At 66.5% G+C, this 21,741-nt stretch carries 24 protein-coding genes; 13 read left to right on the plus strand and 11 right to left on the minus strand.

Features of this window, described 5'->3' with window-relative positions:
- Positions 1-55: 55 nt before the first annotated feature.
- Positions 56-1,300 (minus strand): M20/M25/M40 family metallo-hydrolase, encoded by a 1,245-nt coding sequence (locus IBX53_RS03050; RefSeq protein ID WP_290905179.1) that lies wholly within the window; start codon positions 1,298-1,300, stop codon positions 56-58.
- Between the two features lie 135 nt (positions 1,301-1,435).
- Positions 1,436-1,885 carry a GNAT family N-acetyltransferase gene (locus tag IBX53_RS03055; RefSeq protein WP_290905182.1) on the minus strand — a complete coding sequence of 150 codons (450 nt, stop codon included), beginning with the start codon at positions 1,883-1,885 and terminating at the stop codon, positions 1,436-1,438.
- A 159-nt stretch (positions 1,886-2,044) separates the two neighbouring features.
- Here IBX53_RS03055 and IBX53_RS03060 point away from each other — a divergent pair, with 159 nt between their 5' ends.
- Together IBX53_RS03060 and IBX53_RS03065 are read left to right on the plus strand one after the other, a co-directional pair.
- Positions 2,045-2,803, plus strand: coding sequence for a VIT1/CCC1 transporter family protein (locus IBX53_RS03060; RefSeq protein ID WP_290905184.1), 759 nt, complete (start codon positions 2,045-2,047; stop codon positions 2,801-2,803).
- Between the two features lie 249 nt (positions 2,804-3,052).
- The gene (locus IBX53_RS03065; protein ID WP_290905187.1) at positions 3,053-3,565 is read left to right on the plus strand and encodes an Hsp20/alpha crystallin family protein; all 513 of its coding nucleotides are present in this window, start codon (positions 3,053-3,055) and stop codon (positions 3,563-3,565) included.
- A gap of 111 nt (positions 3,566-3,676) precedes the next feature.
- On the opposite strand, the gene IBX53_RS03070 is transcribed toward IBX53_RS03065, so the two are convergent.
- The gene (locus IBX53_RS03070) at positions 3,677-4,834 is read right to left on the minus strand and encodes a histone deacetylase (RefSeq protein WP_290905189.1); all 1,158 of its coding nucleotides are present in this window, start codon (positions 4,832-4,834) and stop codon (positions 3,677-3,679) included.
- Between the two features lie 101 nt (positions 4,835-4,935).
- Positions 4,936-5,220, minus strand: a complete 285-nt coding sequence (locus IBX53_RS03075) for a ribbon-helix-helix domain-containing protein (protein WP_290905191.1) — start codon at positions 5,218-5,220, stop codon at positions 4,936-4,938.
- Between the two features lie 251 nt (positions 5,221-5,471).
- Here IBX53_RS03075 and IBX53_RS03080 point away from each other — a divergent pair, with 251 nt between their 5' ends.
- The 3 genes from IBX53_RS03080 (at position 5,472) to gloA (ending at position 8,291) form a co-directional block, all read left to right on the plus strand.
- On the plus strand, positions 5,472-6,038 hold the full coding sequence (locus tag IBX53_RS03080; RefSeq protein WP_290905194.1) for a twin-arginine translocation signal domain-containing protein: 567 nt from the start codon (positions 5,472-5,474) through the stop codon (positions 6,036-6,038).
- A gap of 59 nt (positions 6,039-6,097) precedes the next feature.
- On the plus strand, positions 6,098-7,681 hold the full coding sequence (locus IBX53_RS03085; RefSeq protein ID WP_290905197.1) for a GMC family oxidoreductase: 1,584 nt from the start codon (positions 6,098-6,100) through the stop codon (positions 7,679-7,681).
- A 76-nt stretch (positions 7,682-7,757) separates the two neighbouring features.
- Positions 7,758-8,291: a lactoylglutathione lyase gene (gene gloA / locus IBX53_RS03090; protein WP_290905199.1), complete on the plus strand. Its 534-nt coding sequence runs from the start codon at positions 7,758-7,760 to the stop codon at positions 8,289-8,291.
- 30 nt (positions 8,292-8,321) lie between these two features.
- On the opposite strand, the gene IBX53_RS03095 is transcribed toward gloA, so the two are convergent.
- Genes IBX53_RS03095 through IBX53_RS03105 form a run of 3 tightly spaced genes read right to left on the minus strand, consistent with a single transcriptional unit; the run spans position 8,322 to position 10,994 of the window.
- Positions 8,322-8,960 (minus strand): DsbA family protein, encoded by a 639-nt coding sequence (locus IBX53_RS03095; RefSeq protein ID WP_290905201.1) that lies wholly within the window; start codon positions 8,958-8,960, stop codon positions 8,322-8,324.
- Positions 8,961-8,973: 13 nt separating this feature from the next.
- On the minus strand, positions 8,974-10,017 hold the full coding sequence (locus tag IBX53_RS03100; protein WP_290905203.1) for an SO_0444 family Cu/Zn efflux transporter: 1,044 nt from the start codon (positions 10,015-10,017) through the stop codon (positions 8,974-8,976).
- Positions 10,018-10,073: 56 nt separating this feature from the next.
- The gene (locus tag IBX53_RS03105) at positions 10,074-10,994 is read right to left on the minus strand and encodes a complex I NDUFA9 subunit family protein (RefSeq protein ID WP_290905205.1); all 921 of its coding nucleotides are present in this window, start codon (positions 10,992-10,994) and stop codon (positions 10,074-10,076) included.
- 180 nt (positions 10,995-11,174) lie between these two features.
- Between IBX53_RS03105 and IBX53_RS03110 the strand changes: the two genes are divergently transcribed.
- The 8 genes from IBX53_RS03110 to IBX53_RS03145 all read left to right on the plus strand — a co-directional run bounded on the left by IBX53_RS03110 (position 11,175) and on the right by IBX53_RS03145 (position 18,515).
- On the plus strand, positions 11,175-11,519 hold the full coding sequence (locus IBX53_RS03110; RefSeq protein ID WP_290905208.1) for a zinc ribbon domain-containing protein YjdM: 345 nt from the start codon (positions 11,175-11,177) through the stop codon (positions 11,517-11,519).
- 203 nt (positions 11,520-11,722) lie between these two features.
- Positions 11,723-12,187: an SUF system Fe-S cluster assembly regulator gene (locus tag IBX53_RS03115; protein ID WP_290905211.1), complete on the plus strand. Its 465-nt coding sequence runs from the start codon at positions 11,723-11,725 to the stop codon at positions 12,185-12,187.
- Positions 12,188-12,255: 68 nt separating this feature from the next.
- Positions 12,256-13,698 (plus strand): Fe-S cluster assembly protein SufB, encoded by a 1,443-nt coding sequence (gene sufB / locus IBX53_RS03120; RefSeq protein ID WP_290905213.1) that lies wholly within the window; start codon positions 12,256-12,258, stop codon positions 13,696-13,698.
- An 81-nt stretch (positions 13,699-13,779) separates the two neighbouring features.
- A complete protein-coding gene (gene sufC, locus IBX53_RS03125) occupies positions 13,780-14,532 on the plus strand; it encodes a Fe-S cluster assembly ATPase SufC (protein WP_290905217.1) in 753 nt (250 codons plus the stop codon).
- Positions 14,529-15,899: a Fe-S cluster assembly protein SufD gene (gene sufD / locus IBX53_RS03130; protein WP_290905221.1), complete on the plus strand. Its 1,371-nt coding sequence runs from the start codon at positions 14,529-14,531 to the stop codon at positions 15,897-15,899. Before sufC ends, sufD begins: the two co-directional genes overlap by 4 nt.
- A gap of 26 nt (positions 15,900-15,925) precedes the next feature.
- Positions 15,926-17,182 carry a cysteine desulfurase gene (locus IBX53_RS03135; protein ID WP_290905226.1) on the plus strand — a complete coding sequence of 419 codons (1,257 nt, stop codon included), beginning with the start codon at positions 15,926-15,928 and terminating at the stop codon, positions 17,180-17,182.
- A gap of 8 nt (positions 17,183-17,190) precedes the next feature.
- The gene (sufT, locus tag IBX53_RS03140) at positions 17,191-17,763 is read left to right on the plus strand and encodes a putative Fe-S cluster assembly protein SufT (RefSeq protein ID WP_290905231.1); all 573 of its coding nucleotides are present in this window, start codon (positions 17,191-17,193) and stop codon (positions 17,761-17,763) included.
- Positions 17,764-17,777: 14 nt separating this feature from the next.
- Complete coding sequence (locus tag IBX53_RS03145) at positions 17,778-18,515, plus strand: ElyC/SanA/YdcF family protein (protein ID WP_290905234.1); 738 nt, start codon at positions 17,778-17,780, stop codon at positions 18,513-18,515.
- Between the two features lie 33 nt (positions 18,516-18,548).
- Here IBX53_RS03145 and IBX53_RS03150 read toward each other — a convergent pair whose 3' ends face one another.
- The 4 genes from IBX53_RS03150 to IBX53_RS03165 form a co-directional block, all read right to left on the minus strand.
- The gene (locus tag IBX53_RS03150; RefSeq protein ID WP_290905237.1) at positions 18,549-18,995 is read right to left on the minus strand and encodes a hypothetical protein; all 447 of its coding nucleotides are present in this window, start codon (positions 18,993-18,995) and stop codon (positions 18,549-18,551) included.
- 113 nt (positions 18,996-19,108) lie between these two features.
- Positions 19,109-20,017: a 30S ribosomal protein S6--L-glutamate ligase gene (gene rimK, locus IBX53_RS03155; protein ID WP_290905239.1), complete on the minus strand. Its 909-nt coding sequence runs from the start codon at positions 20,015-20,017 to the stop codon at positions 19,109-19,111.
- A gap of 40 nt (positions 20,018-20,057) precedes the next feature.
- The gene (locus IBX53_RS03160; RefSeq protein ID WP_290905246.1) at positions 20,058-20,495 is read right to left on the minus strand and encodes a RimK/LysX family protein; all 438 of its coding nucleotides are present in this window, start codon (positions 20,493-20,495) and stop codon (positions 20,058-20,060) included.
- A 25-nt stretch (positions 20,496-20,520) separates the two neighbouring features.
- Positions 20,521-21,546, minus strand: coding sequence for a DUF3549 family protein (locus tag IBX53_RS03165; RefSeq protein ID WP_290905243.1), 1,026 nt, complete (start codon positions 21,544-21,546; stop codon positions 20,521-20,523).
- Between the last annotated feature and the right edge of the window lie 195 nt (positions 21,547-21,741).

Genomic DNA, 21,741 nt, shown 5'->3' on the forward strand with positions numbered 1-21,741 from the left:
ACGGGGCGGGCCTCTCGGCTCGCCCCATCGGGTGTGGCTTGCCCGTCGTCCGGGGCTACTTCTCGCCGGGCTCGGGCAGGTCGGCGCCCTGATGGCCGAGCGTATCGGCCTGGTCGAGGCGCGGGTGGTTGTCCAGGAACTCCCGGTGCGGGTCGGGGAGGGCGTCCAGCGCCTGGAGGCTGCGGGTGATGGCGTGGATCGCCGCCGTCACGTCGCGGGTGTTGCCCGTCTCCGAGATCGTGTGCATGTTGCGGATCGGGAAACCGATGGAGGTGGACACGCAGTCCACGGCGGCCAGTACCCCGGCCATGCCGTCGGTGCCGGTATCGGCGCCGACGATGTCGCGCTGCATGGGGATGTCATGCTCGCGAGCGGTGGTCTCGACGATGCGGTTGAGCTGCTCGCTGGCGATGGCCCCTACCGACAGGGTGAAGCCCTTGCCCATTTCCAGCGGCTGCATGCGGCGATCGCCGATGCCCGGAGCCGCCACATAGTCATGGTTCACGTCCACCGCGATGATGGCATCGGGCCGGAGCTCCCCGGCCAGCACCCGGCTGCCGAAGCGTCCGATCTCCTCGTAGCTGGCGATGGCGAACATCACCCGGACCTGCTTGGTGCCGCCCGCCTCGGCGATCAGCCTTGCCACCTCGGCGGTGACGAAACAGCCCAGGCCGTTGTCCAGGTAGGCGCCGTGGAAGGTGTCCGGGCTGAAACCGTGGCGGATGGGACGGTTGAAGATGATCGAGTCCCCGGGGCGCACGCCCAGCTTCTCCACCTGCTGCTTCTTGTTCTCGCCGTGGATCTGCAGGTCCAGGTAGATCTGCTCCTTCTTGATGCCCTTGCTGCCATCGCGCTGGGCCGTGTCTGAGAAGTGGATGGCGCCCAGCGCCTCCACGGTGCCCCCCTCAATGCGCCGGTAGTTGCCGGGCGCCTTCGGGTCCTCGCTGAACAGCGTGACATCGTGGCCGATCAGCACGTTCGGCAGGAAGGCGTCGGTGTTGATCCAGATCTTGCCGTCCTCGCCGATGGAGCGCACCTGCATGCGGATCTTGTCGGCGTGGCCGATCACCATCACCTTGAACAGGTCGTCGCGGCCGGGGTGGGTGTCCAGCACCACTCCCGCATGACCCTTGAACTGGTGCAACTGCCAGCCCGCGGGGGCGAAGCCCTCGAAGTGGGGCTTGAGGACGCCATAGGTCATGGCGGCCTCCAGGCCGACCGGGCTGGGGGCCGCGAGGATGCGCCGCATCAGCTCGAACTGCGCCTCGGGCATGGGGCTCGTCCAGGGGGTATCGCTCATCGTGTCCTCTCTCGCTACAGGGGGTGATCATCTCTCCCGAGCTTACCATTCCGGGCGGCTGCGGTCTGTCCGGGGGCCGCCAACGGCGGCGACTATGTCGAACTCGGCAGCGTGCTGGACCTGCGCCACTATGCGTTATTCCCGGATCTCGGCAATGACCTCGCCGGTCTCCTCGCTCAGCCCCGTCTCCTTGAAGCCGAGGCTGGCATAGAAGTCCCGGGCGACACGATTGGTGGGCACATAGCAGATCGCGATCCGCTCGAAGGGTCCCTGTGCCCTGATCTCGTCCAGCACACACTGCATGGCCCTGTGCCCGATGCCTCTTCCCTGATGGTGTCGGTCGATCATCAGCCGGAAGATGTTGTAGGCAGGTGGCCGGCCCTCGTGGTCGAAGGATTCGTACATGAGAAAGCCGACCACTTCTCCGTCGCAATAGATGGCGCGGGGCCGATAGGTCGGATGGAAGCTCGATTCGGCGAGGGAGTAAATATTGTCAGCGACATAGTCACGCTGCGATGTCGCTACCTCCAGCGCAATCACGGCCTCGAAGTTCTCGCGGGTGACCGCCTTGAGTGCTACGTCCATTGCATGCTCCTTGCTTTGGGCATCACGCCTGTCGTCGTGCCGTGCTGCCCCGTCAGTATGGCGCATCCTTCGGGAGGGCGACGCCGGTGCCGGGCCTCACCTGTCACTGGCCGGCTGTGCCAAGCTGGAAGCAGGATGAAGGACACAGCGAGGTGGCCCATGAACGACCGGCGGCGCGAAGCGCTGGAGCACGAGCATCGCCCCGAAGTGATCGAGCAGCGGCTGCGAGCGCCTTCCCCGGTGCGCAACCTGCCCGATGCCATCCTCGGCGGCATCGACGGTTGCGTGACCACCTTCGCGGTGGTCTCCGGGGCCTTCGGGGCGGGCTTCTCGGCAACCGTCGCCCTGGTGCTGGGGGTTGCCAATCTGCTGGCCGATGGCTTCAGCATGGCGGTCAGCAACTTTGAAGCGATCAAGGCCCAGCGAGAGCATATCGACGGGGTGCGTCGCAGCGAGAATCACCATATCGACGTGGTCCCTGAGGGCGAGCGCGAGGAGGTCCGCCAGATCTTCCAGCGCAAGGGACTCACGGGCGAGACCCTGGAGCGGGTGGTGGAGACCATCTGCAGTGACCGCAAGTTATGGGTGGAGACCATGGTCATGGAGGAGCATGGCCTGCAGTCCGATGGGCTGAGTCCGCTGCGCTCGGCCCTGGTGACCTTCACGGCCTTCCTGGTGGTGGGTGTCATGCCGCTGCTGCCCTACGCCATGTCGGGACTGGGCATCACGCAGCAGTTCTTTTCCAGCCTTGCCATAGCCGGGCTGATGTTCTTCCTGATCGGCATGGGCAAGAGCCTCGTCTACCACCAGCCGGTGCTGAAGTCGGGGCTGCGGACCCTGTTGATCGGCGGGGTCGCGGCGGGGCTGGCCTTCCTCACCGGCCATCTGGCTCAGGCGCTGTTCGGCGCGGGGATGTAATCGTCCTTGTCCGCGTGGATGGAGGCCAGGATCGCCGTCTCTCCCGAGCCGAGGCACGCGGTCATCGGCTAGAGGCATGAGGGCATGACGAGAATCATGCTGATCTGTGTCAAGTGGGCCGGACAGGGTTGGGCTACCTTGATGATGAGGCGAACCCGCTCGTAGCGCGTCAGTCGCTGTTTCCCGGCCCTGACATCTCGGGTTCCGCGGGCCTCGCCATTCGTCAACTCCATTCGAGGAGCCATCATCATGGCCAAGAAAGCGTCCAGGGACACCGAGGAGGTCCCGGTCTCGACCGGGAAGTCGGCACCGCAGCAGGAGTCCCGGGCGATGAGCCCGTTCCGGGAGTTCGATCGCCTGCTCGATACCTTCTTCGATCGTGGCGGTATGCCGTCACGCTGGGAGCATCCCCTCTGGCAGCGCTTTGCCGCCTTCGAGAAGGGCATGCCGAAGGTCGATGTCATCGACCGAGACGCCGAGGTGGTAGTGCGTGCCGAGGTCCCGGGTTTCGAGAGCGAGGAACTCGATGTCACGGTGACCGACGCTGCGGTGACCATCAAGGGCGACCACCGCGAGGAGAGCAAGAAAGAGGAGGGCGAGTACTTCCATTCCGAGATCTCCCGCGGATCCTTCACCCGCACGGTGGCACTGCCCGGCGAGATCGATGCCGACAAGGCGGAAGCCAGCTTCAAGAACGGCGTCCTCGAGCTGACACTGCCAAAACACAAGAAGGCCAACCGTCGCAAGGTCGAGGTCAAGTAACCAGCCTCCCTTCAACCCCACGAGGAAGGGGTAGCCAAGATGACTGACGCGGGGTCCGGTTGGCCGTCGTGACCCTGCGGCTGACCGGGGATGTCATGCCCCGGTGCGGCATCACTGCCCGTCGTGTCCTTGACTGTTCTGGCCGGCATCGGCTGGAGCAGTCGAAGCGTCCGGTTCGGTGACGAAGGCGCTTCGATGGAAGGCGGCGGCGGCCTCCACCTCGGCGATGCCGCGCAGGCCGGGTTCCGGTGGCGCCTCGCCGGCCAGCACGCGCAGCACCGATCTCACGCCGCGGGACAGGGAGATGAGGTTGTAGCCGCCCTCCAGCACAAAGACCAGCCGGCCGCCGCACTGCTGACGGGCCAGTTCCTGAAGGATGCCGGTCATGGCGGCAAAGCCGTCATAGGAGACATTGAGCGCCAGATCATGGCTGTGGGGGTCAAACCCGGCCGAGACCAGGATCAGATCCGGCTTGAACCACTCCGCCGCCGGCACCAGGATCTCGCGGAACGCCTTGAGGTAGGCGGTGTCACCGGCATCGGCAGGCATTGGGACGTTGATGTTGGTGCCTTCTCCCAGGCCCACCCCGACCTCCTCCAGGGTGCCTGTGCCGGGGTAGAAGGGCGCGGCGCGGTGGATATCGAAGCACAGCACATCCGGGTCGGCCCAGAAGATGTCCTGGGTGCCGTTACCGTGGTGCGCGTCCCAGTCGACGATCATCACCCGCTGGCAGCCCAGTTCCTGGTGGGCATGGGCAGCGGCCACCGCCACGTTGTTGAACAGGCAGAAGCCTCGGGCGCGCACCGGTTCGGCGTGATGGCCTGGCGGCCTCACCAGCGCGAAGCTGCTCTCCGCCCGCCCCTTGACGACCGCTTCCACCGCGGCGATCGCCGTGCCGGCTGCCACCTCGGCGGCCTCGACGCTGCCAGGTGATACCGCGGTGGTGTCCACGTCCAGCCAGGCGCTCTTGCCCCTTAGCTCCAAGATGTGGTCCAGGTAGGAGAGGGTGTGAACACGAGCCAACTGCTCCCGCGTCGCGGCCACCCCGGCCTCGAAGGTCACCCCGGGCACCGGTTCGAGCTCGAGGAGGTGGCGGATGGCGGTCAGCCTGGCGGGGTGTTCCGGGTACTTCCAAGGCACGCCCAGCCCCGACAGCAGCGAGCGGATACGTGTGTCCATGCGCCCCGGAAGGAACGGCACTTCGATGTCCGGTTCATGGGCCAGCATGCGCTCGTCATAGAAGGCGATCACCCGATTCTGCTGGTTCACGGCTCTGACTCCCTGGTTGATGGGACCCCACCCGGGGCCGCCAAACCCAGCATAGCCACTAAGCCAGCTCGGTGTAACGTTGTCACGCCGATGGTAGGACGTCAGGCACTGCGTGCGGCGGGTTCGGCCCGGATATGCAGATGCACGGCGCAGGCGACGCGCAGCATAGAGGCGAGGTTGGGCACGGCGCCCTTGGTGGCCATCACTTCTCCATACAGCTCGCTGATGAACTGGCCGGTGGAAAGCTGCTGGTCGCGGGCCAGCAGGTCAAGGATTTCCCAGAACTCGTTCTCCAGCCGCACACTGGTGACGCTGCCCTGCAGGCGCACCGAACGGGTGGTGCACTCGTAGCGCTCGGGGTCGGTGGATGCATAGACGTGGCACATGGATTCTCTTCTCCGCTGGCGAAGGCCTCGTTCCGGCGACATGCCGGTTTCGCCATGCTTTGACATTGCTCTCTGTTGTCGCCCTTGAGCATTAGACCATCGTCGACGTAGTACTCCACTGTTACCCGTGCCGTGCATCGCGGGCCTACTCTCGAGCGAGGTGCCCGAAGCCTCAGGCACCCCCGACAACAACAAGAGACCAGGCGCAGGCGCTTCCCGGTGGCCTCGCCTTCACTCTGGAGAAGCCAGCGATGCATTCCCCCAACCTCTCCCGCCGCGTCTTCCTCAAGGCTAGCGGCGGTGTCCTGGCCGGTACCCTGGCCTTTGCCAGCGGCCCGATTGCCCTGCTCGCGCCCTCCCGCAGCTGGGCGCTGTCCCTTGAGTCACTCAGCTCGCGTCAGGGCGAGATGCTTCTCGGTATCACCCGGCAGATCTTCCCGCATCCGGATCTGGAGGATGCCGTCTACGCCATGGTCGTTAAGAGCCTGGATCGCAAGGCGGCCGGTGCTTCCATGCATGCCCTCCTGAAGGAGGGGATCGACGCGCTGGACGCTTCCGCCGGCGGCGACTGGCTGGCTCTGGACGAGACGGCCCGGCTCGAGCATCTCGCTCCCATGGTCGGCACTCCCTTTTTTGAGACCATCCGCGGTGACGCGGTGGTATCGCTCTATGACAATCCGCTGGCCTACGCCCACTTCGGGTATGGCGGGGCGGAAGGCGATGGAGGCTACCTCTCCAAGGGCTTCAACGACCTGACCTGGCTGCCCGAGCCGCCCAAGCCCCAGGGTGGCTACCTGCCCTACGAGAGCGTGGGCTGAGCCGCCGACGGTTTGCCTGCCACGATCACGACAACAACAACGTATCCGGAGACGCCACGATGGCAATGACCGACAATCAGCAGACCTTCGCCCACGACGATGACAGCGTAGTGGTGGTGATCGGGTCCGGCGCCGGGGGCGGCACCCTGGCCAACGAGCTGGCCCAGCAGGGCATCGATGTGGTGGTGCTGGAGGCGGGTGCGCTGCACACCACCGCGGACTTCCTGGCCGACGAATGGGCATCCTTCGCCCAGCTCGCCTGGCTCGACACGCGTACCACCTCGGGCAGCTTTCGCCTTGCACGGGACTTCCCCAACCTGCCGGCGTGGATCGTCAAGTCGGTGGGCGGCACTACCGTTCACTGGGCCGGGGCCAGCCTGCGCTTCCAGCCCCATGAGTTCGCGGCGCTCACCACCTACGGCGAGGTCGAAGGAGCCAACCTGCTCGACTGGCCGCTTGGCTACGATGACCTGGCCCCCTACTACGCGCGCGCTGAGCAGCGCATGGGCGTGACCCGCACCAACGGCAACAAGGGGCTGCCCGGTAACAACAACTTCAAGGTGATGCACGCTGGTGCCCAGAAGATGGGGTACTCCTGCGATACCGGCCATATGGCCATCAACAGCGAGCCGCGCGACGGGCGTGCTGCCTGTCAGCAGCGGGGCTTCTGCTTCCAGGGCTGCAAGACGGGAGCCAAGTGGTCGACCCTCTATACCGAACTGCCCGAAGGCATCGCTACGGGCCACCTGGAGCTGCGCCCGGAGTCCCACGTGGCGCGCATCGAGCATGACGACAACGGCAGGGTCACAGCCGTGACCTATTACGATGCCGAGGGCAACGAGCAGCGCCAGAGGGCGCGGCTGGTCGCGGTGGCCGGCAACTCCATCGAGACGCCGCGGCTGCTGCTCAACTCCGCCAGCAGCCGATTCCCGGCGGGGCTGGCCAATGGCTCGGGGCAGGTGGGACGAAACTACATGCGCCACATGACCGGGTCGGTCTACGCCACCTTCGATGAGCCCGTACACATGTACAAGGGCACCACAATGGCCGGCATCATCGCCGATGAGGCGCGCCATGACCCGTCACGTGGCTTCGTCGGAGGCTACGAGATGGAGACCCTGGCACTGGGCCTGCCCTTCATGGCGGCCTTCCTCGATCCGGGTGCCTGGGGGCCGCGTTTCACCGGGGCTCTGGACCAATACGATCACATGGCCGGCATGTGGCTGGTGGGCGAGGACCTGCCCCAGAAGGGTAACCGGATCACCCTCAACCCCGAGGTCACCGATCGCTTCGGCCTGCCGGTGGCCAATGTCCACTACGATGATCACCCCAACGACGTCGCCATGCGTGAACATGGCTATCGGCAGGGTGCTGAGCTCTACCGCTCGGTGGGGGCGAAGGATGTCTACGAGGTGCCGCCCTATCCCTCGACCCACAACCTGGGCACCTGCCGCATGAGCGAACGCCCCGAGGATGGCGTCTGCAACGCTTATGGCCGTGCTCACGAGATCCCCAACCTGTTCATCTCGGATGGCAGCCAGTTCACCACTTCGGCGGCGGAGAACCCCACCCTGACCATCGTCTCGCTGGCGATTCGCCAGGCCGAACACATCGGCCAGCTAATTCAGCGCGGCGAGGTCTGATCCCTGTTGCTCCCGGCCATGGCCGGGAGCTGCCCATCCCCTTCATGCACCCATTTTGATTTCAGAAGGAGACTCCATGAGCTTTCATGGCGAGCAGCATCCCGGCGTGCAGGCCCCCACTGCCGATTCCGACGGCTTCCGTCTCAACCACACCATGCTGCGGGTCAAAGATCCCGAGAAGGCACTGGCCTTTTATTCCCGGGTGTTTGGCATGTGCGTCCTGCGCCGGCTGGACTTCGAGGAGATGCAGTTCTCCCTCTACTTCCTGGCGAAGCTGGAGGCGGACGAGGCGGTCCCCGAGAGCGTGGGCGAACGTACGGTCTGGACCTTCAGCCAGCGCGGCCTGCTGGAGCTAACCCATAACTGGGGAACCGAGACCCAGGCCGATTTTGCCTACCATGACGGCAACGCCCAGCCTCAGGGCTTCGGCCATATCTGCTTCTCGGTGCCGGACCTCGAGGCTGCAGAAGCCTGGTTCGACAGCAACGGCGTCGAGTTCATCAAGCACAGTGACCAAGGCAAGATGAAGGACGTGGTCTTCGTCAAGGACATCGACGGCTACTGGATCGAGGTGGTCCAGGCTGACCGTCTCGCCTCTCTGGGAGATTGATCCTCGACGCCATCGGCACTCGGCGGCCGATCACCCCAGGGCGTCGAGCAGCCGCTCCATGGCCAGGAAGAGCTGGCGGCGCGGCTGGGCGCCCTCGAGTACGCCGGCGTGCTCACCATCCACGCAGAAGCGCAGTGCCGGCACGCCATGGATGCCGAGGTCGCGGGCGGTTCGCTGGTCCTCCAGCACCGCCTGGCGATGGTCGCCCTGCTCCAGCGAGTGATGCAGTGCGCTGCCGTCCAGGGACAGTGTATCGGCCAGACCGGCGAGGGCCTGCGAGTCGGCCAGATCCAGGCTTTCCTCGAAGAACCCCCGGAACAGGGCCGTGCGCATGGCGTCGCCGGCGCCCGGGTGGTGGGCCGCCTGGGCCTCGGCCCAGGCGGCGGCCTCGTGGGCCAGCCGTGAGCGCGGCTGGATGCGTGGCAGCCGCAGGGTCATGCCGCGTTCGGCCGCCATGGGGTAGACGGCCCGCCCCCAGATGTCATGCAGGTAGTCGCCGTCCGGGTCGAGGGTCGGCTCGGGGGCGGGGCGCAGCTCGTAGGCTCGCCAGCGGATTGTCACCCGGTCGGCGAAGCGCTCGGCCAGGGCGTTGAGCTCCGGCATTTCCAGGTAGCAGAAGGGGCATACATAGTCGCTGAAGACGTCGAGCACGATACGCGGCTGGATCATGAAAGCTCCCTGTTCAGGTTGGCAGGACAAGGCCGGTGGCCAGGCGGCGACGCAGCGGCCTCACGGCAAGCGCCACCAGCGCGATCAGCGCCAGCGCTTCCAGCCAGGTAGGCAGCAGCTCCTGAACCTGGGCCACCTGGTGCGGAATGTCGAGCCCCCACCAGCCCGCCAGGAGGTCCACGCACAGGCCCAGCACCACGGCGCTTGCCAGGATGCCGGCCAGGTAGGCCACCAGCGCCCTGTTGCCCATCTCGCGGCGGAACACGCCGAGGGTCGCCAGGCTGGTCACAGGTGCGGCGATCAGGAAGACCAGCACGGTGCCCGGGGAGACTCCGGCCAGCAGCAGGCCGGCGGCAATCGGCGTGGCGGCGGTGGCGCACAGGTACATGGGAATGCCGATCACCGCCATCACCAGCATGGCACCGAGGCCGCTGCCCAGGCCGGCAAGCTGCTGAGGCGGCACCAGGGCAATCAGCGCGCCGGCCACCAGCAGGCCGGCCAGCAGCCAGAGACTGATGTCATCGAGGATGTCGCTGAAGGCGTAGCCAAGCCCGGCGCGGAGCCGGCGCCCCAGGGCCGCCGGCGCCGAGTCGGGCTTGGCCCCGCAGCCGCAGCCTGTCCCGCAGCTCGGCGCCGAGGCGGGCGCCGCCGCCTCGGCGACTCGGGTGCGCCCCACCAGCAGGCCGGTGACGATGGCGGTCAGCACCGCGCTGACGCCCCTCGCCAGGGCCATGAAGGGACCCAGCAGCGCGTAGCTGATGGTCAGGGAGTCGATGCCGATGCCCGGCGTGCCGATCAGGAAGGCGGTGGTGGGGCCGCGGTCGGCCCCGCCGCGGTGCAGCGCCAGGGCGGTGGGGATGGCGCCGCAGGAGCAGAGCGGCAGGGGGGCGCCGATGACCGCGGCGCGGGCCACGCTGCCGAGGCCCTGCCCGCCGACCCAGCGCGTCAGGGCGGCCTCGGAGATCAGCCCCTTGATCAGCCCGGCGATGCCAAGCCCCAGCAGCAGCCAGGGAGCGGCCGAGAGGGCGACACCAAGGATGGCCAGCAGCAGCGTCATTAGGTGGCTCCTGAGCGTGGTGAGATCATCATCCTAGCATGGCCTTGCTGCCTGGCTCAGGTCCGAGTGCGGCGCCCGGCCAGGCAGGTCGGCAGGCTGTCGTGGAGGGTGCGCGGCAAGCTGCCCAGGTCGTCGAAGGTACCCACGTCCTCGCCGACGAGGGTGTCCTGCTGCATCAGGATCACCTGATCGCGGGTCAGCGGCGGTGAGGGCAGGGGAGCGAGCAGGACGGCAGCGAGGCGCCAGGCCGCATAGGGTACCGGCAGCAGCGGGCGTCGGCACGCCAGGTGGGCGAGGACCTGCTCAACGATCTGGCGGTAGCTGAGCCGCTCCGGGCCACCCAGCTCGAACAGCCGACGCTCCAGTGGGCGGGCTTCGCTCAGGCGCACCGCGGCCCGCGCCACGTCATCCACATGCACCGGCTGCAGCCGGGTGTTGCCGCGGCCGAACAGGGGAAAGGCCGGCAGCCTTGCCAGGTGCATCAGCGCCGTGAGGAAGGCGTCCTCGGGGCCAAACAGCACCGAGGGGCGCAGCAGGATCGCCTTGGGCAGGGCATTGATCACGGCGCGCTCCCCGGCGAAGCGGGCGCGCACATAGGCGGAGGGGGAGTGCTCGGCGACACCGATGCCGGAGACATGGACCAGTCGGCTAACGCCGGCCTGCCGAGCGAGACGGGCCAGGCGTTCGGCGCCCGTCACGTGGATCGTCTCGAAGGTCAGGCCGGCACGGGGCCGCTCCGTATAGAGGCTGGCTGCGTTGATTACTGCACCGCTGCCGACCAGGGCGGTGGCGACCTGCTGCTCATCGCGGAGGTCGCAGGCCACGGTCTCCACTCGGTCCCCGGCTTCCAGCCAGTCGGGCAGGCGCGGGCGCCGTGCGGCGATGCGCACCGGGCGTCCAGCCTCCACCAGTTCGCGCACGATGGCGCGGCCGAGAAAGCCGGTGCCACCGAATACCGTGGTGGGGGCCTCGTGCATGGCGCGTCCTTTTTTACTGTTGAGAGTTCTACGGTCAAGCGTTGTACGGGTAAGGAGGAAAGATATGGCTCTATCCTGCCAGGCTCGAGGTGTAGCGTCATGTGCGCGGGACTTGGCTGGAGCCTGCCGGCGACGCGGTGTAGGCTTGGCGGCCTTCCTCAGCCCTTGCCGGAGCCAACCATGAGCGACCTGCCCCACTGTCCCGCCTGCGATTCCGCCTTTACCTATGACGACGGCCTGCAGTACGTCTGCCCGGAGTGCGGCCACGAGTGGTCCCGCACCGCCGACACCCGAGCCACCGATGATGAGACTCCCCAGGTGCGCGATGCCAACGGCAATCCGCTCGCCGATGGCGATACCGTCACCGTGATCAAGGACCTCAAGGTCAAGGGCTCGTCGTCAGTCGTGAAGGTGGGCACGAAGGTCAAGAACATCCGCCTGGTGGAGGGCGACCATGACATCGACTGCAAGGTCGACGGTATCGGCCCCATGAAGCTTAAATCCGAGTTTGTGAAAAAGGCGTAGGCGTCAAGCAGGCGTGAGCCATGAGCCCTCTCAATGAGAACGATTGTCGTTATTGATGGTATCGGCGGCGATCGTGCCGGCATCCTCTCAGCCGGGCCCCGGAAACCCTGCGCTGCTCTTCACATCGGATCGATACAGGACTAAAATGGTCCCCAATCGAGGCGTGGCCCCTGTCGGGCCGCGCACCACCGAGGAGGGCAGGCATGCTCAAGCTTTCGCGGCTGACCGACTATGCCGCCGTGGTGATGGCCCAGATCGCCCGCCACCCCGAGCAGCCCCAGGCGGCAGGGGAACTGGCCGAGGCGGTGCAACTGCCGCACCCCACGGTCTCCAAGACCCTCAAGATGCTGGTCAAGGCGGGGTTGCTGGAGTCGCGGCGCGGTGTTCAGGGGGGCTACTCCCTGGCGCGGCCGGCCTCGCGCATCACTGCCATCGACATCATCACCGCCATCGAGGGGCCGGTGGCCATGACCGAGTGCAGCCACGCCGAAGGCGATTGCGACCTGGCCGCCACCTGTGGCGTCGCCGACAACTGGCAGCGGGTGTCGCTGGCCGTGCGTGCGCTCCTCGACAGCGTGACCCTGGCCCATCTGGCCGATACCGCACCGATCAAGCTGCCGGTGCAGATGCCCATCCAGAGCGTGACCCTGGCCGCCGACACGGCCTGAGTCGCCATACCGAATTCACAGCGGCGAGCCCGGCTCGCTGGCCCAATCGCCCGGGGAGGGGAGACATCATGGCAAGTCAGGAAATGGAGGAGCTTGTCCGTCGCGAGTACAAGGAAGGCTTCGTGACCGACATCGAGAGCGACACGGTTCCACCGGGTCTCGACGAAAGTACCATCGAGTTCATCTCGATGAAGAAGGGTGAGCCCGCCTGGATGCTCGAATGGCGCCTCAAGGCCTACCATCAGTGGCTGAAGATGACACCGCCCTCCTGGGCGCATCTTGATTATCCGCCCATCGATTACCAGGCGATCTCCTATTTCAGTGCGCCCAAGCGTGACGAGGATCGTCCCCAGAGCCTCGATGAGGTCGACCCCAAGTTGCTCGAGACTTACGAGAAACTGGGGATTCCTCTGCACGAGCGCGCGGCCCTGGCCGGCGTGGCGGTGGATGCCGTTTTTGACTCTGTCTCCGTGACCACGACGTTCAGGGAGAAGCTGTATGAGGCGGGCGTGATCTTCTGTTCCATGTCCGAGGCGATTCGCGACTACCCGGAGCTGATCAAGCAGTACCTGGGTACCGTGGTGCCTCAGAGCGACAACTATTTCGCAGCCTTGAACTCGGCGGTATTCACCGATGGCTCCTTCGTTTTCATTCCGGAAGGCGTCACCTGCCCCATGGAGCTCTCCACCTACTTCCGCATCAACGAGGCCAATACCGGCCAGTTCGAGCGGACCCTGATCATCTGCGAGAAACAGGCCCAGGTGTCTTACCTGGAGGGCTGCACGGCGCCGATGCGTGACGAGAACCAGCTCCACGCCGCGGTGGTCGAGTTGGTGGCCCTGGAAGACGCCTACATCAAGTACTCCACGGTCCAGAACTGGTACCCCGGGGACGAGGACGGCAAGGGCGGCATCTACAACTTCGTCACCAAGCGCGGCGACTGCCGCGGCGACCGCTCGCGCATCAGCTGGACCCAGGTCGAGACCGGCTCCGCCATCACCTGGAAGTACCCTTCCTGTGTGCTGCGGGGCAAGGACAGCATCGGCGAGTTCTACTCCGTGGCGGTGACCAACGGCCGCCAGCAGGCCGACACCGGCACCAAGATGATCCACATCGGCGAGGGTACCCGCTCCAGCATCATCTCCAAGGGGATCTCCGCCGGCCGCAGCAACCAGTCCTATCGTGGCCTGGTGAAGATCGGCCCGCGGGCCCGCGGCGCGCGCAACTTCACCCAGTGCGATTCCCTGCTGATCGGGGACACGTGCGGCGCCCACACCTTCCCCTATCAGGAGATCGGCAACAGCACCGCCACCGTCGAGCACGAGGCCACCACCTCCAAGATCGGCGAGGACCAGCTCTTCTACTGCCAGAGCCGGGGCATCTCCGAGGAGGACGCGGTGAGCATGATCGTCAACGGCTTCTGCAAGGACGTCTTCCAGGAGCTGCCGATGGAGTTTGCGGTCGAGGCCGAGGCGCTGCTCAGCGTTACCCTCGAGGGAGCCGTGGGCTGAGGCGCCGTTGCACTCGTTCCGGATCAGAACACGTATTTCGGGTCGCCGCGGCGGCTCACCAGAATCGAAAAGGTAATGAAGATGCTCGAAGTCAAGGATCTGCACGTCACCGTCGAGGGTACCGAAATCCTCAAGGGCCTCACCCTGACCATCAACGCCGGTGAGGTTCACGCCATCATGGGCCCCAACGGGGCCGGCAAGTCGACCCTCTCGGCGGTGATCGCCGGCAAGGAGGGCTACGAGGTCACGTCAGGCTCGATCACCTTCGAGGGCCGGGACGTGCTGGAGATGGAGGTCGAGGAGCGTGCCCTGGCCGGCATGCTGCTCGGCTTCCAGTACCCGGTGGAGATCCCGGGGGTGAAGAACATCTACCTGCTCAAGGCGGCCCTCAACGCCAAGCGTGCCGCCAATGGCCAGGAGGATATCCCGGCGCCGGAGTTCATGAAGCTGATCAAGGAGAAAATCGCCGAGATGAAGATGGACGCCAGCTTCCTGCAGCGCTCCGTCAACGAGGGCTTCTCCGGTGGCGAGAAGAAGCGCAACGAGATCCTGCAGATGCTGGTGCTGCAGCCCAGGCTCGCCATGCTCGACGAGATCGACTCCGGCCTGGACATCGACGCCATGAAGGTGGTGGCCGATGGCGTCAACAGCCTGCGTGATGCCGACCGCGCCATCCTGCTGGTGACCCACTACCAGCGCCTGCTCGATTACATCGTCCCGGATCGCGTCCACGTGCTGGTCGACGGTCGCATCGTCAAGAGTGGTGATGCCGAGCTGGCCCGCGAGCTCGAGGCGCACGGTTACGACTGGGTACAGGAGGAGTCCGCTGCATGAGTGACGTTCAGAGCGAAGTGAAGACCTTTCTCGATCGCCTGGCCGAACGGAACGCCGAGCGCCGCGAGACACAAGGCCCCGAGCCGACCTGGATCGCTGCCCGGCGCCAGGCCGGCGCGGCGCGCTTCGAGGCGCTGGGCTTTCCGACCCGCCGCGACGAGGCCTGGAAGTACACCGACGTGCGTGCCATCGCCCGGGGCGACTTCGCCCTGGCCACCAGCGCCGAGTTTTCGCCGGCGTCTGCCGCGGCACTGACCCTGCCCATCGAGGCCCATCGGCTGACCTTCGTCGACGGAGTGTTCTCGGCGCCTCTCTCCCAGCTCGAGGAGCTGCCGGCGGGTGTGGCGCTGCTGCCGCTCTCCCGGGCGCTGGAGGAGAACCACGAGACGGTGGGGGGTCCCCTGGGCCGTCTCACCGGGGTGGAGTTCTCACCCTTCTCGGCGCTCAACACCGCCTTCATGGAAGAGGGCGCCGTGCTGCGCCTGGCGCCGGGCACCGTGGTGGAGAAGCCGATCGTGTTGCAGTTCCTCTCCCGCGCCGGTGAGCGGCCGGTGATGAGCCACCCACGCATCCTGATCCAGGCGGCCGGGCGCAGCCAGGTCACCGTGATCGAGCACCACATCGGCGATGAGTCGGCGGCCAACTTCACCAACCTGGTGGAGGAGATCATGCTCGACCGCGGAGCGATCCTCACCCACTACAAGCTGCAGGAAGCACCGCTGGCCGACCTGCACGTGGCCAGCATCCACGTGGAGCAGGGCCGCGACAGCACCTATACCTCGTTCAACCTGAACCTCGGCGGTGGCCTGGTTCGCACCGACCTGATCAGCGAGCTCAACGGCCAGGGTGCCACCGCCAACTTCTATGGGCTGTTCTACGGCCAGGGCCGCCAGCACGTGGACAGCCACACCCTGGCCAACCACAACGCGCCGCACACCTACTCCAACGAGAACTACAAGGGCATCCTCGATGACCGCGCCCATGGCGTGTTCAATGGCAAGGTGGTGGTCAAGCGAGACAGCCAGAAGATCGAGGGCTACCAGAGCAACGCCAACCTGCTCCTCTCCGATCGCGCCGAGATCGATGCCAAGCCGGAGCTCGAGATCTACGCCGACGACGTCAAGTGCTCCCACGGCACCACCACCGGCCAGCTCGACGAGGAGGCGATCTTCGCCCTGCGCACCCGCGGCATCGATCGCCAGACCGCCCGTGGCCTGCTGACCCTGGCCTTCGCCGGGGAGGTGCTCGAGGAGGTCGACCTGGACGCCGTGGCCGAGCGAGTCGAGCTGGCGGTGGCCGGCAAGCTGCCCGAGCGTTTCAACCTGGCGGGGCTGGTGGAAACCGCCGTGGCCCTGGGTGATGAGTGAGCGCGCCCCTTGAGGAGGAACATGCCATGAACGAACTGGCTACCCGCGACGTCGACGCGCCCACCCTGGACGTGGCGGCAATCCGTGAGGAGTTTCCGATCCTCGCCCGCCAGGTGCACGGCCGGCCGCTGGTCTATCTCGACAACGCGGCCACCAGCCAGACCCCTCGCCGGGTGATCGCGGCGTTCGACGACTACTACGGTCGCTACAACGCCAACATTCATCGCGGGCTGCACACCCTGGCCGATGAGGCCACCGCTGCCTTCGAGGGGTCCCGGGAGACGGTGCGCGGTTTCCTGAATGCTGCGGATAGCCGCGAGATCATCTTCACTCGCGGCACCACCGAGGCGATCAACCTGGTGGCCAACGCCTGGGGCCGCGCCAACCTGAAGGCCGGCGACGAGGTGCTGATCTCGCGCCTGGAGCACCACTCCAATATCGTGCCCTGGCAGCTGCTGGCCAGCGAACTGGGGTTCGTGATCAAGGTGATCCCGGTGGACGAGCGCGGCGTGCTGGACATGGCGGCATACCGCGAGCTCTTCAGCGAGCGCACCCGGCTGGTGGCGGTGAACCACATCTCCAACGCCTTCGGCACTGTCAACCCGGTCAAGGAGATGGCTGCCATCGCCCACGCGCAGGGTGCCCTGATCCTGGTCGACGGCGCCCAGGCCACGCCCCACCAGCCGGTGGACGTGCGCGATATCGACGCCGACTTCTATGCGTTCTCCGGCCACAAGGTCTACGGGCCGACAGGGGTCGGCGTGCTCTACGGCAGGGCGGTGTTGCTCCAGGCGATGCCTCCCTGGCAGGGCGGTGGCGAGATGATCAGGACGGTCTCCTTCGAGGATGGCTCCACCTTCGCCGAGATTCCCCACAAGTTCGAGGCCGGCACCCCGGCCATCGCCGAGGTGATCGCCCTGGGCGAGGCGCTCAGGTGGGTGTCCGGCGTGGGCCTCGACGCCATCGGCGCCTGGGAGCATCGCCTGCTGGTGCACGCCACCGCAGCGGTGTCGCGCATCGACGGCCTGCGCATCCTCGGCACTGCTCCCGGCAAGGCGGGGGTGCTGTCGTTCGTGGTGGACGGGGCCCACGCCCAGGATATCGGCCTGCTGATCGATCAACTCGGCGTGGCGATCCGTACCGGCCACCACTGCGCCCAGCCGTTGCTGGCCCAGTTCGGGGTGGATGCCACCTGCCGGGCGTCGTTTGCTGCCTACAACACCCTGGACGAGATCGATGTCTTTGCCGAGGCGCTCACCCGCGTCATCGGCATGGTGCGATAAGGACCCCCATGAGCGATATCGAGCAGATAGCCACCCTCGAGAAGGGACAGACCCTGCCACTCCAGCGGGACGTGGAGGCAATCTCCATCCCCTTCGGCAAGACCGTGACCCTGGCCGAGGACAGCATCGTCAGCGTGATGCAGGCCAAGGGCAGCTCGGTCAGCGTGGGCTTCGAGGGGCGGCTCTACCTGATCGAGGGGGCCAACCTCGACGCCCTGGGGCTCGAGGCTCTGCCGCGGCCGACCCTCGCCGAGGACGCCTCCGAGGAGGAGATCGAGCAGTTCGTCTGGGACCAGCTGCGTACCTGCTTCGACCCGGAGATTCCGGTCAACATCGTCGACCTGGGGCTGGTCTACGGCTGCCGCATCGAGCGGCTGATCACCGGCGAGCGCATCGTCACCATTCGCATGACGCTCACCGCACCGGGTTGCGGCATGGGTGACGTCATCGCCGCCGACGCCCGCAACAAGATCCTCGGCGCTCCGCAGATCAGCAAGGTGCATACCGAGATCGTCTTCGACCCGCCCTGGAGCCGCGAGATGCTGAGCGACGAGGCCAGGCTCGAGCTCGGCATGTTCTAGTCTGGGGAGCTGTCATGAAGCAGGCGGTGGGGAAGGCCTTTCGAGGCCTGCTGATGACCCTTGGGGCCTCCGCGCTGCTGGCGGCCCTGCTGTTCGTGATAGCCAATCTATGGGTGCTGGGGCAGACCCATTCGCGCATCGAGCATACGCTTCCGCTGTGCGGCGGCAATCGGGTGGGCATCGTCTTCGGCACCTCCCACTGGACCCGCAGCGGCGTGCGAAACCCCTATTTCGATGCGCGAATGAGCGCCTCGGCGCGGCTGCTGCGCCTGGGGCGCGTCGACCATCTGCTGCTCTCCGGCGACAACCGCACCCGCTTCTACAATGAACCCGTCACCATGTGGCGCGACCTGCGTGGCCGTCAGGTCCCCGATTCGGACATGACCCTCGATTATGCCGGCTTCAGTACCTTTGATACCCTGGCCCGGGCCCGGGAGGTGTTCGGCGTGGACCAAGCGCTCTTGATCACCCAGGCCTGGCATCTGCCGCGGGCGCTGTTCATCGCCGATGCCCTGGGGCTGGAAGTCGCCGGCTGCGCGGTGCCGTCGCCCTCGCGAACCTTGAGCGGAGAGTGGCGCCTTCAGGCACGGGAGTGGGTGGCGCGGGTGGCGACCCTGGGGGATCTCTATCTTTGGGGGCGCGAGCCCTACTTCCTGGGTCCACTGGAACCGCTGGAGATTGCGCCGCGCTCCTGGGAGGCCTGGCTATTTCCTGCTGCAGGCGACCCGGCAGCGGGCGATAGAGAGGGGTAAACAGCGAAGCTTCGGCAGGGAGGAGCGAGTGAATCAGCTGCGCTGGCGCTGCTTCTGCAGGGTGTAGAGCTCGCGGATCAGCGCGCGGCAGCCCTTCAGGCACTCCTCGATCACCGGCTCGATTTCGTCGGGCAGGGGATGGGTGTACAGGGTCGAGAGGGCCTGCATCAGCACCCGCTCCTGCTCGAGGAGCTCGCCGATCACCACCTGACTCTCGTTGCCGACGAAGCTCTTCAGTCGGCTCCATAGCCACATGTAGTCGTCGCGCTCCACATCGGCGTCGCGGGGCAGCATGCTGAGGTGCTTGCGCGACAGCTCCTGCAACTCGCGCATCGACCGGCTCCTGACCTCATAGTGGGGCTTCAGGGCGTCACGCAGGGTGGGACGCAGACGCTCCAGGTTGTCCTGGAAATAGTCGATGCTGTCGGCAAGCGCCTCGAGGGCGCTGTCCATCGCCACCTGGCGATTATCGAGAAACATGAGCGGTCACCTCCTCCGGTGACGCAGATTGTGGCCGGGAAAACACTGTTTTACTACCCCCGGAGAGGAATAAAGCTTCCCACTATTGGGCCTGGCTGGCGCCGACCTGGCAATTACCCCTTGGGCTTAGGCGGCGCCTTGCGGCTCGGTGCGGCATTCTTCTCGATATGCTCGATGATCAGCCCGGCGATGTCCTTGCCGGTGGCGGCCTCGATGCCCTGCAGACCGGGAGAGGAGTTGACCTCCATGATCACCGGCCCGTGGTTGGAGCGCAGCAGGTCGACGCCGGCCACGCGCAGGCCCATGGCCTTGGCGGCTCGGATCGCTGTGGAGCGCTCCTCGGGGGTGATGCGGATCACGCTGGCGGTGCCACCGCGGTGCAGGTTGGAGCGGAACTCGCCCTCGGCGGCCTGGCGCTTCATGGACGCCACGACCTTGTCGCCGATCACGAAGCAGCGGATATCGGCCCCCTTCGCCTCCTTGATGTACTCCTGCACCATGATGTTGGCCTTCATCCCCATGAAGGCCTGGATCACGCTCTCGGCGGCCTGGTTGGTCTCGGCCAGGACCACGCCGATGCCCTGTGTGCCCTCCAGCAGCTTGATGACCAGCGGAGCTCCCTTGACCATGGTGATCAGGTCGGGGATGTCGTCGGGCGAGTGGGCGAAGCCGGTGATCGGCAGGCCCAGCCCCTTGCGCGACAGCAGCTGCAGCGAACGCAGCTTGTCTCGGGAACGCGTGATGGACACGTTGTCGTTGATCACATAGGTGCCCATCATCTCGAACTGGCGCAGAACCGCGCAGCCGTAGAAGGTCACCGAGGCGCCGATGCGTGGGATCACCGCATCGAAGGGCTCGAGCTCCTCGCCCTTGAGATGGATCGAGGGGTGATGGGAGGTGATGCTCATGTAGCAGCGCAGGGTGTCGACCACCCGAGCACTGTGGCCCCGCTGTTCGGCGGCTTCCACCAGGCGGCGGGTGGAGTAGAGATTGCGATTGCGTGACAGCAGCGCGATATGCATCGAAGGGCTCCAGTGGCCGGGGGTCGGGGTGGCGTTCGCTTCAGGGTTCGCCGTGCAGGAAGGCGGCGCCGGGCGCCACCAGCAGGCGGCGCAGGGCACGGCGGCCCAGCAGCATGGGGTGACGCATGTTGCGACGGTCCGTCAGGCTCAACTCCACGGGGAACTCCAGGTCGCCAAGGCACAGGGTGGTGCGGATCACGTAGCGCCACTCCTCCTGGCCGTTGGAACTGCGCACCTTGCGGCGATCATGCAGGTGCATGCGAAACACATGGGGAGGGGTGTCCGGGCCGCCGCTGCGGGTGGTGAAGCTGACCCAGAGGTGGCCTTCCTCCTCATAGGACTCGATATCCTCGGCGTGCAGCGCAGAGGTGCGCGCGCCGGTATCCGCCTTGGCGCACAGAGTCAGGTGCATCTCCGGCAGTTCCACCATCTCACGGCGGCCAATCACCGCCTTGGGGGTGTAGGGCAGTTCTTTTATGCTCATGGGAATCCTTCCAGGCCTGTCAGCGGGTCAGGGAGGCCAGGCGCCGGCCGATGGGGCTCTCCGGGGCGGCCTCGCGCAGGGTCATCAGCACCGGCAGCCGCAGCCGCGGCACCAGCGCGAGGTCGCGGGCCACGCTCATGAAGTCGGCGCACTCGCAGCCGGCGAGCCGCGCCAGGAAGCTCGGCAGCCGTTCGGCGTCCTCCAGATGATGCCAGCCGCGCCCGGCCATGGCCGCCAGCAGATCGGGGCCGCAGGCGTCGGCATCGGCCAGCAGTTCGTCGTACCAGGCTCCGGCCAGCTGGCCCTCGGCACCGGCGACGGCGCGGACGCAGGCGGAGAACGCCTCGATGTCGCCGGATCGTGCCGCCGCTTCGCCCCGATCGCGGAGCGCCCGGGCAAGGTCGGCACCGATGGCCACATGCTCCAGACAGTAGCACAGCGAGGTGAGCACTTCGCCAGGCAGAGCCGGCAGCCGATTGGCCAGGTGGACCTGGTCATCGGCATCCATGCGCACGACGAAATCGGCCAACCCCTGCAGGCCCAGGGCCTGCCAGTCGATCTCCTGCTGACCGCTCAGGTAGGCCTCCGCCGGCTCCAGGTGCTGGCTGGCCGTCATGCCCAGATCCCGGCTGGCCCGGGCGTGCAGCAGGGCCTGGAAGGGCAGCGAGGGAGTAAAGGCCAGGGGGTTGTCCTTCATCAGGTTGTCCTCGGCATCGCCTTCCTCCCGCCCGACGCTGGCCACGCTGCGACCCAGGGTCTCCAGCAGGCGCTGCAGGAAGGCGTCGCGGGGCGCCGGTACCAGCAGGCCCTGCTCGTCGAGCGGCAGGGCCAGGAACCAGATCAGCGGGTCGTGCATGTCGCCCAGGCGGAACACCAGGCCCAGGCGTGCCTGGCCCTGCCAGGGAGCCGGCCAGGCCCGCTCGCCGGCCTCGAAGGCCGCCAGGGTCGCCATCTCGCAGGGTTCGACGCGCCGGCCCAGGTGATAGAGGCGAACCACGGCGCCGCTGTGCACGAAGAAGTCATGTAAGGTGTTGATGGGCTGCATGCTCTCTCCCGTCTTCGAACCGTGCACTCTACCTTGGCGCTGCGCCGCTGTCAGCAGCTTCTGAGTGATCGACGCCTGTGTTTGGTCAATTCTTGAACGATGGAGCCAGAGGCCCATGGGGCGTGGGTTCGAGCGTCCTTTCCAGAGTTTATCCACAGCCCCGTTCAGGGAAACTGTGAACGATGCACAATGCCG

The sequence above is a fragment of the Halomonas sp. genome (genome assembly GCF_014859505.1).
In the GTDB taxonomy this organism is placed as follows: Bacteria; Pseudomonadota; Gammaproteobacteria; order Pseudomonadales; family Halomonadaceae; genus Halomonas.

Bases quoted from the DNA above. Each gene is read 5' to 3' on its own strand.
- IBX53_RS03050 (WP_290905179.1), bottom strand. From the start codon at position 1,300: ATGAGCGATACCCCCTGGACGAGCCCCATGCCCGAGGCGCAGTTCGAG.
- IBX53_RS03055 (WP_290905182.1), bottom strand. From the start codon at position 1,885: ATGGACGTAGCACTCAAGGCGGTCACCCGCGAGAACTTCGAGGCCGTG.
- IBX53_RS03060 (WP_290905184.1), top strand. From the start codon at position 2,045: ATGAACGACCGGCGGCGCGAAGCGCTGGAGCACGAGCATCGCCCCGAA.
- IBX53_RS03065 (WP_290905187.1), top strand. From the start codon at position 3,053: ATGGCCAAGAAAGCGTCCAGGGACACCGAGGAGGTCCCGGTCTCGACC.
- IBX53_RS03075 (WP_290905191.1), bottom strand. From the start codon at position 5,220: ATGTGCCACGTCTATGCATCCACCGACCCCGAGCGCTACGAGTGCACC.
- IBX53_RS03080 (WP_290905194.1), top strand. From the start codon at position 5,472: ATGCATTCCCCCAACCTCTCCCGCCGCGTCTTCCTCAAGGCTAGCGGC.
- IBX53_RS03085 (WP_290905197.1), top strand. From the start codon at position 6,098: ATGGCAATGACCGACAATCAGCAGACCTTCGCCCACGACGATGACAGC.
- gloA (WP_290905199.1), top strand. From the start codon at position 7,758: ATGAGCTTTCATGGCGAGCAGCATCCCGGCGTGCAGGCCCCCACTGCC.
- IBX53_RS03095 (WP_290905201.1), bottom strand. From the start codon at position 8,960: ATGATCCAGCCGCGTATCGTGCTCGACGTCTTCAGCGACTATGTATGC.
- IBX53_RS03100 (WP_290905203.1), bottom strand. From the start codon at position 10,017: ATGACGCTGCTGCTGGCCATCCTTGGTGTCGCCCTCTCGGCCGCTCCC.
- IBX53_RS03105 (WP_290905205.1), bottom strand. From the start codon at position 10,994: ATGCACGAGGCCCCCACCACGGTATTCGGTGGCACCGGCTTTCTCGGC.
- IBX53_RS03110 (WP_290905208.1), top strand. From the start codon at position 11,175: ATGAGCGACCTGCCCCACTGTCCCGCCTGCGATTCCGCCTTTACCTAT.
- IBX53_RS03115 (WP_290905211.1), top strand. From the start codon at position 11,723: ATGCTCAAGCTTTCGCGGCTGACCGACTATGCCGCCGTGGTGATGGCC.
- sufB (WP_290905213.1), top strand. From the start codon at position 12,256: ATGGCAAGTCAGGAAATGGAGGAGCTTGTCCGTCGCGAGTACAAGGAA.
- sufC (WP_290905217.1), top strand. From the start codon at position 13,780: ATGCTCGAAGTCAAGGATCTGCACGTCACCGTCGAGGGTACCGAAATC.
- sufD (WP_290905221.1), top strand. From the start codon at position 14,529: ATGAGTGACGTTCAGAGCGAAGTGAAGACCTTTCTCGATCGCCTGGCC.
- IBX53_RS03135 (WP_290905226.1), top strand. From the start codon at position 15,926: ATGAACGAACTGGCTACCCGCGACGTCGACGCGCCCACCCTGGACGTG.
- sufT (WP_290905231.1), top strand. From the start codon at position 17,191: ATGAGCGATATCGAGCAGATAGCCACCCTCGAGAAGGGACAGACCCTG.
- IBX53_RS03145 (WP_290905234.1), top strand. From the start codon at position 17,778: ATGAAGCAGGCGGTGGGGAAGGCCTTTCGAGGCCTGCTGATGACCCTT.
- IBX53_RS03150 (WP_290905237.1), bottom strand. From the start codon at position 18,995: ATGTTTCTCGATAATCGCCAGGTGGCGATGGACAGCGCCCTCGAGGCG.
- rimK (WP_290905239.1), bottom strand. From the start codon at position 20,017: ATGCATATCGCGCTGCTGTCACGCAATCGCAATCTCTACTCCACCCGC.
- IBX53_RS03165 (WP_290905243.1), bottom strand. From the start codon at position 21,546: ATGCAGCCCATCAACACCTTACATGACTTCTTCGTGCACAGCGGCGCC.